The organism is Yersinia sp. Marseille-Q3913, from assembly GCF_963892745.1.
GTDB lineage: Bacteria > Pseudomonadota > Gammaproteobacteria > Enterobacterales > Enterobacteriaceae > Yersinia > Yersinia bercovieri.
In genome coordinates, this window is the sequence record NZ_CAWQAF010000001.1 from 1 (window position 1) to 14,188 (window position 14,188).

The following is a 14,188-nucleotide window of genomic DNA, read 5'->3' on the forward strand; positions in this document are numbered from 1 at the left end:
AACTGATGACCCCCTCCGTGTAAAGGAGATGCTCTACCAACTGAGCTAATCGCCCCGCCGTGTTGTTGGAGTCGCATTATAGGGATAGTTCGAAGTGAGTCAACGGTTTTTAAAACGAAAACAACCGTTCGCCGCAAATTTAGACAGGATGCGATATTTATCGCCGCTATGAACGTTTGTTTAGCTATATCTGTCAGTAATCATCGATTGCATACCGGTAACATCGTTGAGGAATTACCTCAGGGTGGTAGAATGGCGCCTACTTTTTCGAATTTCGAGCAACAGCCGGCGTCTGCTGGTCGGCGTAGCGTAATAAGGCATCGATCCCAATGAAAATCAAAACCCGTTTTGCACCCAGCCCTACCGGCTATCTCCATGTAGGTGGCGCACGTACCGCACTGTACTCCTGGTTATTCACCCGTCATTTAGGCGGTGAATTTGTGCTGCGCATAGAAGACACCGATCTTGAGCGCTCAACCCAGGAAGCTATTGATGCCATTATGGACGGTATGAACTGGCTGAATCTGGATTGGGACGAAGGCCCGTATTTCCAAACGAAACGTTTCGATCGCTACAATGCCGTGATTGACCAAATGTTGGAAAAAGGCACCGCTTATCGTTGCTACTGCTCTAAAGAGCGCCTGGATGAGCTTCGTGAGACTCAAATGGCCAATGGCGAGAAACCTCGCTACGATGGCCGCTGCCGCGATAGCCACTGTACCCACAGTGCTGATGAGCCATCGGTAGTGCGTTTTCGTAACCCGCAGGAAGGTTCGGTCATTTTCGACGATAAAATCCGTGGGCCGATCGAATTCAGCAACCAAGAGTTGGATGACTTAATTATCCGCCGTACTGATGGTTCACCAACCTATAACTTCTGCGTGGTAGTTGATGACTGGGATATGGAGATCACACATGTTATTCGTGGTGAAGACCATATCAACAACACCCCGCGCCAGATTAATATTCTAAAAGCATTGGGAGCACCTGTTCCTGAATATGCCCACGTTTCAATGATCCTCGGTGATGACGGCAAAAAACTCTCTAAACGTCACGGCGCGGTTGGCGTCATGCAATACCGTGATGACGGCTACCTGCCAGAAGCACTGCTGAACTATCTGGTGCGTTTGGGCTGGTCTCATGGTGATCAAGAGATTTTCTCGGTTGCCGAAATGACCGAGCTATTCACACTGGATGCGGTGAGCAAATCAGCCAGTGCTTTCAATACTGAAAAACTGCAATGGTTGAACCATCACTATATCAATAGCTTGCCGCCAGAACATGTTGCCGTGCAACTGTCGTGGCATATCGAGCAGTTGGGTCTCGATACCCGTAACGGCCCTGAATTGGTTGAAATTGTTAAGCTGCTGGGCGAGCGCTGCAAGACACTGAAAGAGATGGCCGAGTCTTGCCGCTACTTCTATGAAGAATTTGATGAGTTCGATGCTGACGCCGCTAAAAAACATCTGCGCCCGGTTGCACGCCAGCCGCTTGAAGCAGTCAAAGCTAAACTTGCCGCTATCACTGACTGGACCACGGAAAACGTGCACAATGCCATTCAGGGCACTGCTGACGAGTTAGGTGTCGGTATGGGCAAGGTTGGTATGCCGCTGCGTGTTGCCGTCACCGGTGCCGGCCAATCACCGGGGATGGATGTGACCGTCCATGCTATCGGTCAGGCTCGTTCACTGGCCCGAATTGATAAAGCACTGGCCTTTATCAACGAACGCGAAGCGCAACAGCAATAACTGAGCATTCTTAATATGATCAGGCGGCTACTCAGCCGCCTTTTTTATATGGATAGCATCATTAATTGTGAGCAGGATTCCATTTATTCTGCTGTTTGTTGACTGATTTGGCGGCTTTTTCAGCGCTTAACACGAGAAATAGAATTAGCCGTTGACACTGTTTCAGCGGTTTCATATCATGCGCCCCGTTCACACGATTTATTATGTGCGCATTGGGGCTATAGCTCAGCTGGGAAGAGCGCTTGCATGGCATGCAAGAGGTCGACGGTTCGATCCCGTCTAGCTCCACCAAATTTTACCTTTTTGATCAGTGCGCTTTATCGCCTAATCAGATGGGTTAAATGGGTGGCACAGAGATAAATCAGTACGAACAACCACATTTGTGGGGCTATAGCTCAGCTGGGAGAGCGCTTGCATGGCATGCAAGAGGTCGACGGTTCGATCCCGTCTAGCTCCACCACTCTTTAAAAAACCGGCTCATGGCCGGTTTTTGCTTTCCAGCGCCCATCCTTGTCACGCACCTCGTTTTAAATGCACCATAAAACCGTCACTCCGTTTTGTCATTGACCCCTGTTATCCTGCACACTCTAAATGCATTGATGACTTTAGGAATGGGGTATGGATCAGCAGCAACAAATCATTCAATGGCTCTATGCTGACTCTTATCGTATGCAGGCATTGTCTATTGCCCGCGAACTCGGGCTTAACCAATGGTGCCTGGCCGCGGGATTTGTCCGCAATCTCGTGTGGGATCAGCTCCACGGTCATCAGCTCCCGACACCACTCAATGATATTGATTTAGTCTATTTTGATAAGCAAAACATCAGCGAGCGGCATGATTTACAGCTAGAGGCGCAGTTACAGCAAAACGCCGCATCTCAGCACTCCCCTTTCCCCTGGTCAGTAAAAAACCAGGCCAGAATGCACCTGCGCAGTGGCCGTCAGCCTTATCGCAGCACAGAAGATGCCATCAGCCATTGGGTTGAAGTGGAAACAGCGATTGGTGCCAGACTCAAAGAGTGTGGGGATATCGAGTTGGTGGCTCCGTTAGGGCTGAATGCACTATTTACCCGAACTATTACTCTGAATCCTAAAAATGGTGAAATTGACACCTATCATCAACGAATAAGCAGCAAAAGTTGGCAACAACATTGGCCTGAGTTACGTTTGGTGGTTTAGTCGCTCAGAACCCTGTTTTTGCGCTCATAAAACCGCCAAGTGATAAGTTAGTGATAAGATTGTGTAAAACAGCCCTGGAAAGTTAAAGGTTAATTTTTTCCCGTCGATAAGCATTACTCCAATCCACCTTTTTCTAAGGAATAATGATGTCGAACACGATTTCAACCGCATCTGCGTCAGTCAGCAGTAGTAGTAGCTCCTCAGACAGCAGCGCTGCCGCACAGATTAAGTCCATTAATCAGCAGATCCAAAAACTGACAGAAAAATTAAGCACCTTAAAAGATTCTGGTCTGACGGCTGATGAGTTACAAAAACAGCAGCAACAGATTCAGGGTCAAATTGCCGCGCTGCAAGCTCAAGTCGCCCGTATTGAGACTCAGGAAGCGGAAAAAACCAAAGAGGGTAAAAACGATACCCTAAGCGCGAGTACGCCGACAGGTGATGGGGTTAACCGCCCTTCTGCTCAAAACCAGATTGACGTTTATATTTAATATTTTTGTGCCCTACAAAACAGGGTCATGGCGATGGACGGATCATGCCCACCGCCATGTTTTAGCCCCGCTTAAGCGGTATGACTAAGCTATCTAATCCTTCCACCTTAATTGTCAGCGTCAGTTCCATCAGCATACCCAGCTTACCTTGTGGAAATTCACCTTTGCGGGCGAACCACAGCAAGTACTCTTCGGGCAGATCGATCAATACTCGTCCCTGGTATTTACCAAAAGGCATCCGAGTATTGGCAATCTCAATCAGATCCTCTTTTTCCATACCGTCCTCTGATGTTAGAACTATTCACCCAGCAAGCGGATCATCTCTGCTTCATCAATGACTGTTATCCCAAGCTCCTGCGCTTTCGCCAGTTTTGAACCCGCAGCCTCACCGGCTATCACCAGATCAGTTTTCCTGGAGACACTGCCACTCACTTTTGCCCCCAGGGCTGTCAGGCGATCTTTCGCTTCGTCCCGCGAGAGGATCGTTAGTGAGCCAGTCAAGACCACCGTTTTACCGGCAAATGGGCTGTCAATCTCTTCAGCAATAATCTGCTGCGGCTCTGGCCAACTGATCACCTTCTCCAGCGCCTCGATCACTCGCTGATTGTGCTCCTCGCCGAGGAAGTTCAGCACGTGTTTAGCCACCACTTCACCGACATCTGGCACACTTTTTAGCTCGTCAATATCAGCTGCTCGCAGATTTGCCATATTGCGGAAGTGAGCCGCCAAATTAGCTGCCGTCGCCTCGCCCACCTCGCGGATGCCCAGGGCATACAGGAAGCGAGCAAACGTGGTCTGTTTTGCTTTCTCTAATGCCACAATCAGATTTTGTGCAGACTTTGGCCCCATCCGATCCAGCCCGGTGAGTTTACCTGCCGTCAGCTCAAATAAGTCCGCCGGGTTCTCGACATACTGTTTTTCCACCAACTGCTCGATAATTTTATCGCCCATGCCGTCCACATCCAGCGCCCGGCGGGAGACAAAGTGCTTTAGCGCCTCTTTACGTTGCGCCGCGCAGAACAGACCACCAGTACAGCGGGCAACCGCCTCGCCTTCTACCCGCTCGATATCAGAACCACACACCGGGCAGTGATCTGGGAAGGTGATCTCTTTCGCGTCCTGCGGGCGCTGCTCCATCACCACCCCCACCACTTGCGGGATCACATCGCCAGCACGGCGCACAATGACGGTATCGCCGATGCGTAAACCAAGGCGCTCAATTTCATCGGCATTATGCAAGGTCGCGTTGCTAACAATCACACCCGCCACCTGCACAGGTTCCAGACGGGCAACTGGCGTAATAGCCCCTGTGCGCCCCACCTGAAACTCAACTTCGCGGACCTGTGTTATCTGCTCTTGGGCTGGAAATTTAAACGCGGTTGCCCAACGAGGGGCGCGTGCCACAAAGCCCAACTGCTCTTGCAAATCGAGATCATCAACTTTGATAACCACACCATCGATATCGAAGCCTAAACCGACGCGGTCCTGTTCTACCTGACGATAGAAAGCAATAACCTGCTCACTGCCAGTGCAGAGCTGCACTCGATTACTGACCGGTAAGCCCCAGGCCTTAAATTTCATCAGGCGCTGAATATGACTGCGTGGAAGCTCGCCGCCATCCAACAAACCAACGCCGTAACAGAAGAAAGCTAATCGCCGTTTGGCCGTGATGCGAGGGTCAAGCTGGCGCAATGATCCAGCGGCGGCATTACGTGGGTTAGCGAAAACCTTGCCACCTTTACGGCGCGCCTCATTATTCAGTTGTTCAAAACCCACTTGCGGCATAAAGACTTCACCGCGCACTTCGACCCGCCGAGGGATATTCTCCCCCTGCAAGCGCAGCGGAATGGCACGAATGGTGCGCACATTGGCGGTAATATTTTCACCGGTGGTGCCGTCACCACGGGTTGCCGCCCTGACCAGTTCGCCATCTTCATACAGTAAACTGACCGCCAGACCATCCAACTTCAGCTCGCAGCAAAAGGTTAGCGGCTCGGTGCGTTTCAGGCGATCATGCACCCGCTTATCAAACGCCAAATAGCTCTCTTCATCAAACACGTTATCGAGAGAGAGCATCGGCACTTCATGCTTAACTTGCTCAAACGCATCAAGAGGGGCTGCGCCCACCCGCTGCGTCGGTGAGTCACTGGTAATCAGTTCGGGATGTTGGGTTTCCAAATCACGCAATTGCTGCATCAGGCGGTCGTATTCAGCATCAGGGATCTCTGGGGCATCCAACACATGGTATTGATGTTCGTGATGGCGCAATGAGGTTCTTAGTTGATTAATTTGCTGAATTATCGATTCCATAGCTCACCATCAAAGATAAAAAACCCCCGGCATGCGGGGGTTCGGATTAATTCGGTTCATTGCGAGGCAACGTGATTAGGCGGTTGCGTTTGCTTCCAGCACTTCGCGGATGCGCGCCTTATACGTTTCCAGTTTTTGCGGGGTCATCATACGGCGTTCATCATCCAACACCACACCACCGACATCATCGGCAATACGTTGGGCTGATTGCAACATAAGCTTAAAGTTCTGATGTGCATCGCCATAAGACGGCACCATCATAAACATTGAGACACCCGGCGTTGAGAAATCAGCCATGGTATCAGGGTCAAAGGAACCCGGTTTGACCATATTCGCCAGGCTAAATAATACTGGGCCACTCCCTGCGGGGCTAAGATGACGATGGAAAATGCCCATCTCGCCAAACTGGAAACCAGACTGAAGAACACTCTGTAGCAGCAACTCGCCACCTAGCGCACCACCGTGATGCGCTGCAACATGCAGCACCAAAACGGTCTCTTTCAGTTTTTGCGGTTTCACCTCAGGAGCAGGAGCAACAGGTTCTGGCTGTGGAACCGCATGAGGTGCCGGTTCTGCCGCATGTTGTGGCTCTACATGTCGCGGTTGTGAATAGGATCCGTCAACCGATCCAAGCAAAGGATCACGCTGTGACTCATGCGGTGGTTGCTCAGCAGATAGCCCACCCAAAAGAGGGTCGTCATATTCTGTTTGCACGGAAGCAAAAGGCTGCTGACGAGATTCTGTCTTCACCTGAACCGGCTTAGCATCATCATGCTGAATAACCGGCATTTCTTCATCATCGTCATCAGTATGACTAAACGAAGGCTTCTCCTGTGGATGAGCGGTGCGGACGCGCACCTCTCCTACCCCTTCATCGAGACTCTCGATCGGGGTTTCAACACGTTCTTGTTTCAGACGTTTAACTGGGCGATCGCGAAAAAGTGATGAGCGTTCTTTACGGCTGGTCCATAAACCATGCAATAACAACGCTATTATGGCGATCGCGCCAACAACGATTAATATCAGACGCAAATCCTGCATCATTACTATCTCTGTTGTTCCAATACATTGCCACCGCGGCAAACATTCACCCTTTAACTCTATTTCCCAACGAACACAAGTGCAAGTCCGTGCTCAATTTTCTTCGAAGAAAGATGATTATGCTAGATGTTTCGCTCATTTTTCGCACAATATGTGACTATGCAGTGGGAAATCATACCGATATGATACCCGGGTTGATAAGCTAATAGAGAACTGAATGGCATGGCGTATACGCAAAAAGCGGTAAAAAAGGTCAGTGGTGTCCACTATTTTGCCCAAGGATGGCAGTTGATCTCTCGTCCGGGCATCCGGAGATTTGTTATTTTGCCTTTGCTGGTGAATATTCTGCTGATGGGAGGCGCTTTCTGGTGGTTATTCAACCGCATAGGTGACTGGGTGCCACAATTGATGAGCCATGTTCCCGACTGGTTACAGTGGCTGAGTTATTTGCTGTGGCCGGTTATGGTGATTTCGGTACTACTGGTATTCAGTTACCTGTTCAGTACCCTGGCCAATTTTATCGCGGCCCCTTTTAACGGTTTACTTGCCGAGCAACTGGAGGCCAGTCTGACCGGCAAGCCCCTGCCAGACACCGGTATCATGGGGATCGTGAAAGATCTGCCGCGCATTATGGCGCGTGAATGGCGCAAATTGGCCTACTACCTGCCACGAGCCTTAGTGTTACTGCTGCTGTACTTTATTCCGGGCATCGGTCAAACACTGGCTCCGGTGCTGTGGTTCTTATTCAGCGCCTGGATGCTATCAATTCAATATTGCGATTATCCCTTTGATAACCATAAAGTGAGTTTCCAGGAGATGCGCAGTGCGCTGCGCCAAAATAAAGTCGATAACCTGCAATTTGGTGCACTGGTGAGCTTATTCACCATGATCCCCTTCCTCAATCTGGTGATTATGCCAGTTGCGGTCTGCGGTGCCACAGCAATGTGGGTTGACCGCTACCGCGAGCAGTTTATTCAACCATCACGATAATCATCTGTGGGCGTGCTGGTCACGCCCTTGTTATTGGGATTAAAACTTATTTCCTAATAACATATCGATATACCAATTACTTACTTCCATAGCCATACTGTTAGCGTATGCTTTGAACGTTTCCTACATTTTCATAGAGTTAAAGGACGGGCTATGAGCAAGATATATGAAGACAACTCTTTAACAATCGGCCATACGCCGCTGGTTCGTTTGAACCGTATCGGTAACGGACGCATTTTGGCAAAGGTTGAGTCACGTAATCCAAGTTTTAGCGTTAAATGCCGTATCGGCGCGAATATGATTTGGGATGCTGAAAAACGCGGCATTCTGACGACAGATAAAGAACTGGTAGAACCTACCAGCGGCAATACCGGTATTGCGCTGGCATTTGTTGCCGCCGCACGCGGTTACAAATTAACCCTGACCATGCCTGAAACCATGAGCATTGAGCGCCGTAAACTGCTAAAAGCGCTAGGTGCCAATCTGGTGCTAACCGAAGGTGCCAAAGGGATGAAAGGGGCAATTGCTAAAGCAGAAGAGATTCAAGCGACTGACCCAGACCGCTACCTCATTTTGCAGCAATTCAGTAACCCAGCGAACCCAGAAATTCATGAAAAAACCACTGGCCCAGAAATTTGGGAAGATACTGATGGTGAAGTTGATGTCTTTATCGCTGGCGTGGGCACCGGTGGCACCTTGACGGGGGTCAGCCGCTACATCAAAAACACCAAAGGTAAGGCGATTACCACAGTTGCGGTGGAGCCTACCGACTCTCCGGTTATTACTCAGGCATTAGCAGGTCAGGAAATCAAACCCGGCCCGCATAAAATTCAGGGTATCGGCGCGGGCTTCATTCCCGGTAACCTCGACCTAACACTGGTTGATCGTGTTGCTCTGGTAACCAATGACGAAGCCATCTCTATGGCCCGCCGTTTAATGGATGAAGAGGGCATTTTAGCCGGTATTTCTTCCGGCGCTGCGGTTGCTGCGGCGGTCAAACTTTCTGAAGAAGATGGCTTTACTGACAAAACAATTGTGGTTATTCTCCCCTCCTCGGGTGAGCGCTATTTAAGCACGGCTTTGTTCGCAGATCTGTTCACTGAGCAAGAGCTGCAACAGTAGTGATGCCGTCGCACTAAATGCTAAAAAAGCACCCTCCTGGGTGCTTTTTTTGTGGCGCACTTCAAAGTTTTTACTACATAAAGATTGATTTTAGCCTCTGGGTTTAGTATTTAACCGGACAATTATTTTGATACGCGAAATTAATCGCAGCTTCGATGCTTCTCAGGCTGAATCGATTTATCTATTATGCAATGCGTTATGCAAAGTGACAAAAAATGTCATCAGCTCACGCTGATTGAAGACATAATGTAAAGAGAGCATTATTCTTAGATACGACAGTGCTGATTTTAGACCTGAATTCAGGTTGCACCAGAAACTGTCTTTGTGACTTGCCGGTGGTTGAGGCATAGTCATGCGCGAGTCAAATAGTCTCGTTTTACGCGCACCAATACAGGCTAAAGTTTCGGTTTTACACTAGACTTTAGCTCCACAACATAAATCCAATAAGTTGGGGAAATACAATGTTCCAGCAAGAAGTTACTATTACTGCACCAAACGGTCTGCATACCCGCCCTGCTGCCCAGTTCGTAAAAGAAGCAAAAGGCTTCGCGTCTGAAATTACTGTGATCTCTAACGGTAAAAGCGCTAGCGCCAAGAGCCTGTTCAAACTGCAAACTCTGGGCCTGACCCAAGGTACTGTTGTTACGATCTCTGCTGAAGGCGAAGATGAAAAGAAAGCTGTTGAGCATCTGGTAAAACTGATGGCTGAGCTTGAGTAATCACGCGCGCTTTTTAAGTTAACACCAGTCAAGAGTAAGGTAGGGTTATGATTTCAGGCATTTTAGTATCACCGGGTATCGCTTTTGGTAAAGCACTTTTACTGAAAGAAGATGAGATTGTTATCAACCGGAAAAAGATCTCTGCTGACCAAGTGGAGCAGGAAGTCGAGCGTTTCAAAACTGGCCGGGCCAAAGCCGCAGAACAGTTGGAAGCGATTAAGACCAAAGCTGAAGCAAGCCTCGGCGAAGAGAAAGCTGCTATCTTCGAAGGGCATATCATGCTGTTGGAAGACGAAGAGCTTGAGCAGGAAATCATAGCCCTCATCAAAGATGAGCATGCCACTGCCGACGCAGCCGCTTATTCAGTGATTGAAGGCCAGGCAAAAGCCCTGGAAGAGCTGGATGACGAATATCTGAAAGAACGTGCCGCTGACGTACGTGATATCGGTAAACGCCTGCTGAAAAACATTCTCGGCCTGAACATTGTCGATTTAAGTGCCATTCAGGATGAAGTGATCCTGGTTGCAACTGATTTGACGCCATCAGAGACCGCACAGCTGAATCTGGACAAAGTGTTAGGGTTCATCACCGATTTAGGTGGCCGTACCTCTCACACCTCCATTATGGCCCGCTCATTGGAATTACCGGCTATCGTCGGCACCACCGATGTGACCAAACAAGTCCAGAATGGCGACTATTTGATCCTCGATGCGGTAAACAACAAAGTCTATTTAAACCCAACTGCCGATATCATTGAGCAGTTGAGGGCAGTGAATAATCAGTACATCACCGAAAGAAATGATCTGGCCAAACTGAAAGACTTGCCTGCTATCACGCTTGATGGTCATCAGGTTGAAGTGGTTGCCAACATTGGTACTGTGCGTGATATCGCCGGTGCTGAACGTAATGGCGCTGAAGGTGTTGGTCTGTATCGTACCGAATTCCTGTTCATGGACCGCGACTCACTGCCGACTGAAGAAGAGCAGTTCCAGGCATATAAAGCCGTTGCGGAAGCCATGGGTTCTCAGGCAGTGATCGTCCGTACTATGGACATCGGCGGTGACAAAGACCTGCCGTACATGAACTTGCCGAAAGAAGAAAACCCATTCCTGGGCTGGCGCGCTATCCGTATTGCTATGGATCGCAAAGAGATTCTGCACGCACAGCTGCGAGCAATCTTGCGGGCATCAGCATTCGGTAAATTGCGTATTATGTTCCCGATGATTATTTCGGTTGAAGAAGTACGCGAGCTGAAAGCAGAACTTGAGCTGCTGAAGAGCCAATTACGTGAAGAAAACAAAGCCTTCGATGAAACTATCGAAGTCGGTGTCATGGTTGAAACACCTGCGGCGGCGGTCATCGCTCGCCACTTAGCTAAAGAAGTTGACTTCTTTAGTATTGGGACAAACGATCTAACTCAGTATACTCTGGCAGTAGATCGTGGTAATGAGCTGATTTCACATCTCTATAACCCAATGTCACCATCGGTATTGGGCCTGATCAAACAGGTTATTGATGCATCTCACGCTGAAGGTAAGTGGACCGGAATGTGCGGTGAACTTGCTGGCGACGAACGTGCTACACTGTTGCTATTGGGCATGGGGCTGGATGAGTTCAGCATGAGTGCGATTTCGATCCCACGCATCAAGAAAATTATCCGCAATACGAATTTCGAAGATGTGAAAGTGTTGGCAGAGCAGGCATTGGCTCAACCAACAGCGAAGGAGTTGATGGATTTAGTCACCACATTCATCGAAGAAAAAACGCTCTGCTAATTCCACGATACTGGAACGCTGCCCAATATAAATACTTAGGAGAAGATCATGGGTTTGTTCGATAAACTGAAATCACTGGTTTCAGATGATAAAAAAGACAGCGGTACTATTGAAATAGTTGCACCATTGTCTGGCGAGATCGTCAACATTGAAGATGTTCCTGATGTTGTTTTTGCAGAGAAAATCGTTGGTGATGGTATTGCCATCAAGCCTACGGGCAACAAAATGGTTGCTCCTGTTGACGGCACCATCGGTAAAATTTTCGAAACTAACCATGCTTTTTCTATCGAATCAGACAGCGGCATTGAGCTGTTCGTCCACTTCGGTATTGATACTGTTGAACTGAAAGGCGAAGGCTTCAAACGCATCGCTGAAGAAGGTCAGCGCGTCAAGAAAGGTGATGTGGTTATTGAGTTCAATCTGGCCTTGCTGGAAGAGAAAGCCAAGTCTACATTGACGCCGGTGGTTATCTCCAACATGGACGAGATCAAAGAGCTGATCAAGTTGTCTGGCAGTGTCACCGTTGGTGAGACGCCAATTATTCGTATTAAGAAGTAATTTCTCGCTACGAATAAAAAACGGCACCCAAGGGTGCCGTTTTTGTTGGCTAAGACCAATTAATCAGCAGCAACCCAATGTGGTATCCGCAGTGTGATCACCAAGCCCACCGGCTCGCCATTTCTTGCTTCGACCTGTCCGCCATGGGCCAGAATCACCTTCCGCGTAATGGCCAACCCCAAACCATAGCCTTTGCCTGACATCGCAGATTTTACGCGCACGAAAGGGTCGAAAATGCAGGATAGCATACTCTCCTCGACCCCAGGCCCTTGATCGGCCACCTGAATCTGATAACTCTTATCAACCGCTGACAGCGCCACTTTTACCTGTTGACCATGGGCGGAGAAACGCAGTGCATTGCGAACGATATTGTCAATTGCCCGCCGCATCAGCTCGGCATTACCTTTAACGGTGTACTCGACTGACTGTGGCGCGACCTGTAGCAGGATCTCCACCCCCGGCACTTGTGCCTCGTAGCGAGCATCATTCACCACCACTTTCACTAATTCATGCAGATCGAAATATTCGTCATCATCGGACAAATCGTGATTTTCAGCACGTGAAAGTGCCAATAACTCACCAATCATCTTATCCAGCCGCTCCGACTCATGCTCAATACGCTGTAATGAGTTCTCCACGTTACCGGGATTCTGACGCGCCAGCCCGATAGCCAATTGCAAGCGAGCTAGCGGCGAGCGTAACTCATGGGAGACATCATGCAGCAGCTGCTCACGGGCGCTGACCAGCACCTCAAGGCGCTCGGCCATTGAGTCAAAATCACGCGCCACTTCCGTCAACTCATCATGGCGACGGCGCATTACGGGCAACAATCGCACAGATAAATCGCCCTGTGCCACCCGCTCAAAACCCGCCCTTAACTGCCGCATCGGCCGCGTCAGGTTCCAGGCTAATAGCGCACTGAAGAACAGGCCGCCTAATAGCCCCATCCAAATCATCGGGATCGGAATATTGAGTATTTCACGGCGTTTCTCGCCAGGTTCACCGCGCTCACCTCCCCCCCGTAAACCATCAATGTTATAGCTGATACGGTAACCCTGCCCATCGGGGTCTTTGGCCCACGTCGTGACTACCGAGCGATGAAGCTCTGGTTCATTGTCTCTGGCAGCTGATTTCTCAGCGGGGACGGCTTCAGCCATTGGCGCTATCATGGCGGCAGGCAAGACCGATAACTGGTTTATAGCTGCCTCTGGCCAGTCAGCAATCATGGTATTCAACGCGGGCAAGCCGCCGGAATGCAATACCGCAGCGGCTGACGCTATTTGTAGTTTGGCAATCTGGCGTGCCATTTCGCGCTCCGGCGGCTCATGGCGATTGCCGTAGAAGGAGAAGACCACCCACAGCATCTGGGTCATTAAAATAAAGGTCAGCCAAAAGCCCAGCAGGATTTTCCAGAACAATCGTCCACGCATATGTTATCCCATTTCATTGATGGCGATTATCTGATGCGATAGCCAATACTACGTACCGTTTCAATATTCAGGGTATTCCCCGGCAGAGCGGCAAGTTTCTGGCGGATATTGCTGATATGCACATCGACACTGCGGTCATAAGCTTCCCGTGGTCGCCCTAACCCTTTATCTGATAGCTCATCTTTGGTGACCACGCGATCCGGCGAGCGCAGTAGCAACTCCAGCAGATTAAACTCCGAGGCGGTCAAATCAAAGGGCAAACCCTGCCATTCACTGCTGCGTGTTGACGGATTGAGCGTCAAATCCCCCTGCGTGATAATGCTGTCATCGGTAGATGATAAGTCCGGATGTTCGTCGAAACGGCGCAGTACTGCACGTAACCGGGCCACCAATTCGCGCGGGTAGCATGGCTTCGGCATGTAATCATCTGCCCCCATCTCAAGGCCGATAACCCGGTCAATATTGTCGCCTTTGGCCGTCAACATAATGATGGGTAAACGGCTTTTCTTCCGCACTTGCCGCAACACATCAATACCACTCATATCAGGCAACATAATGTCGAGGATCAAGGCGGTATAGTCGCCGGACAAGGCACCATCAATGCCCTCTTTGCCAGTTAATACCAACTCAGCATTAAAGCCTTCGCCGCTCAGGTACTCTCTCAACATCGTGCCCAGTTCAACATCATCATCGACTAACAAAATCTTCATTTTTAACTCCCCTGCCTGATTTCAGCTATTTTCATGCCTATTTGACGCGCGCGCAGCCGGTTTTACTCAATCCTTACATATTTTTGAATCCGACTTAACCCACACTCAGCGGCCT

13 protein-coding genes and 2 tRNA genes are annotated in these 14,188 nt (G+C 49.5%); 10 read left to right on the forward strand and 5 right to left on the reverse strand.

Annotated elements, in window-relative coordinates:
• The first annotated feature begins 329 nt into the window (after positions 1-329).
• The 5 genes from gltX to AACW11_RS00025 all read left to right on the forward strand — a co-directional run bounded on the left by gltX (position 330) and on the right by AACW11_RS00025 (position 3,418).
• Complete coding sequence (gene gltX / locus AACW11_RS00005; protein WP_212585420.1) at positions 330-1,748, forward strand: glutamate--tRNA ligase; 1,419 nt, start codon at positions 330-332, stop codon at positions 1,746-1,748.
• 214 nt (positions 1,749-1,962) lie between these two features.
• Positions 1,963-2,039, forward strand: a tRNA-Ala gene (locus tag AACW11_RS00010).
• A gap of 93 nt (positions 2,040-2,132) precedes the next feature.
• Positions 2,133-2,208, forward strand: a tRNA-Ala gene (locus tag AACW11_RS00015).
• Between the two features lie 158 nt (positions 2,209-2,366).
• The gene (locus AACW11_RS00020) at positions 2,367-2,927 is read left to right on the forward strand and encodes a nucleotidyltransferase family protein (protein ID WP_212585421.1); all 561 of its coding nucleotides are present in this window, start codon (positions 2,367-2,369) and stop codon (positions 2,925-2,927) included.
• Positions 2,928-3,073: 146 nt separating this feature from the next.
• The gene (locus tag AACW11_RS00025; RefSeq protein WP_212585422.1) at positions 3,074-3,418 is read left to right on the forward strand and encodes a FlxA-like family protein; all 345 of its coding nucleotides are present in this window, start codon (positions 3,074-3,076) and stop codon (positions 3,416-3,418) included.
• 61 nt (positions 3,419-3,479) lie between these two features.
• Here AACW11_RS00025 and AACW11_RS00030 read toward each other — a convergent pair whose 3' ends face one another.
• The 3 genes from AACW11_RS00030 to zipA form a co-directional block, all read right to left on the reverse strand.
• Positions 3,480-3,695: a DUF3820 family protein gene (locus AACW11_RS00030; RefSeq protein ID WP_212585423.1), complete on the reverse strand. Its 216-nt coding sequence runs from the start codon at positions 3,693-3,695 to the stop codon at positions 3,480-3,482.
• Positions 3,696-3,715: 20 nt separating this feature from the next.
• Positions 3,716-5,728, reverse strand: a complete 2,013-nt coding sequence (gene ligA, locus AACW11_RS00035; protein WP_212585424.1) for an NAD-dependent DNA ligase LigA — start codon at positions 5,726-5,728, stop codon at positions 3,716-3,718.
• Between the two features lie 75 nt (positions 5,729-5,803).
• Positions 5,804-6,772 (reverse strand): cell division protein ZipA, encoded by a 969-nt coding sequence (gene zipA, locus AACW11_RS00040; RefSeq protein ID WP_212585425.1) that lies wholly within the window; start codon positions 6,770-6,772, stop codon positions 5,804-5,806.
• Between the two features lie 219 nt (positions 6,773-6,991).
• Between zipA and cysZ the strand changes: the two genes are divergently transcribed.
• The 5 genes from cysZ (at position 6,992) to crr (ending at position 11,933) form a co-directional block, all read left to right on the forward strand.
• Complete coding sequence (gene cysZ, locus AACW11_RS00045) at positions 6,992-7,759, forward strand: sulfate transporter CysZ (RefSeq protein ID WP_212585426.1); 768 nt, start codon at positions 6,992-6,994, stop codon at positions 7,757-7,759.
• A gap of 153 nt (positions 7,760-7,912) precedes the next feature.
• Positions 7,913-8,881, forward strand: coding sequence for a cysteine synthase A (gene cysK, locus AACW11_RS00050; RefSeq protein ID WP_004877754.1), 969 nt, complete (start codon positions 7,913-7,915; stop codon positions 8,879-8,881).
• Positions 8,882-9,342: 461 nt separating this feature from the next.
• On the forward strand, positions 9,343-9,600 hold the full coding sequence (gene ptsH, locus AACW11_RS00055) for a phosphocarrier protein Hpr (RefSeq protein WP_004393588.1): 258 nt from the start codon (positions 9,343-9,345) through the stop codon (positions 9,598-9,600).
• 47 nt (positions 9,601-9,647) lie between these two features.
• Entirely contained in the window at positions 9,648-11,375 is a 1,728-nt protein-coding gene (gene ptsI / locus AACW11_RS00060; RefSeq protein ID WP_049600830.1) for a phosphoenolpyruvate-protein phosphotransferase PtsI, read from the forward strand.
• 48 nt (positions 11,376-11,423) lie between these two features.
• Positions 11,424-11,933, forward strand: a complete 510-nt coding sequence (gene crr / locus AACW11_RS00065) for a PTS glucose transporter subunit IIA (RefSeq protein WP_005277622.1) — start codon at positions 11,424-11,426, stop codon at positions 11,931-11,933.
• Positions 11,934-11,992: 59 nt separating this feature from the next.
• On the opposite strand, the gene AACW11_RS00070 is transcribed toward crr, so the two are convergent.
• Positions 11,993-13,363, reverse strand: a complete 1,371-nt coding sequence (locus tag AACW11_RS00070) for an ATP-binding protein (protein ID WP_212585427.1) — start codon at positions 13,361-13,363, stop codon at positions 11,993-11,995.
• Positions 13,364-13,389: 26 nt separating this feature from the next.
• Positions 13,390-14,073, reverse strand: coding sequence for a response regulator transcription factor (locus AACW11_RS00075; protein WP_212585428.1), 684 nt, complete (start codon positions 14,071-14,073; stop codon positions 13,390-13,392).
• Positions 14,074-14,188 lie beyond the last annotated feature (115 nt).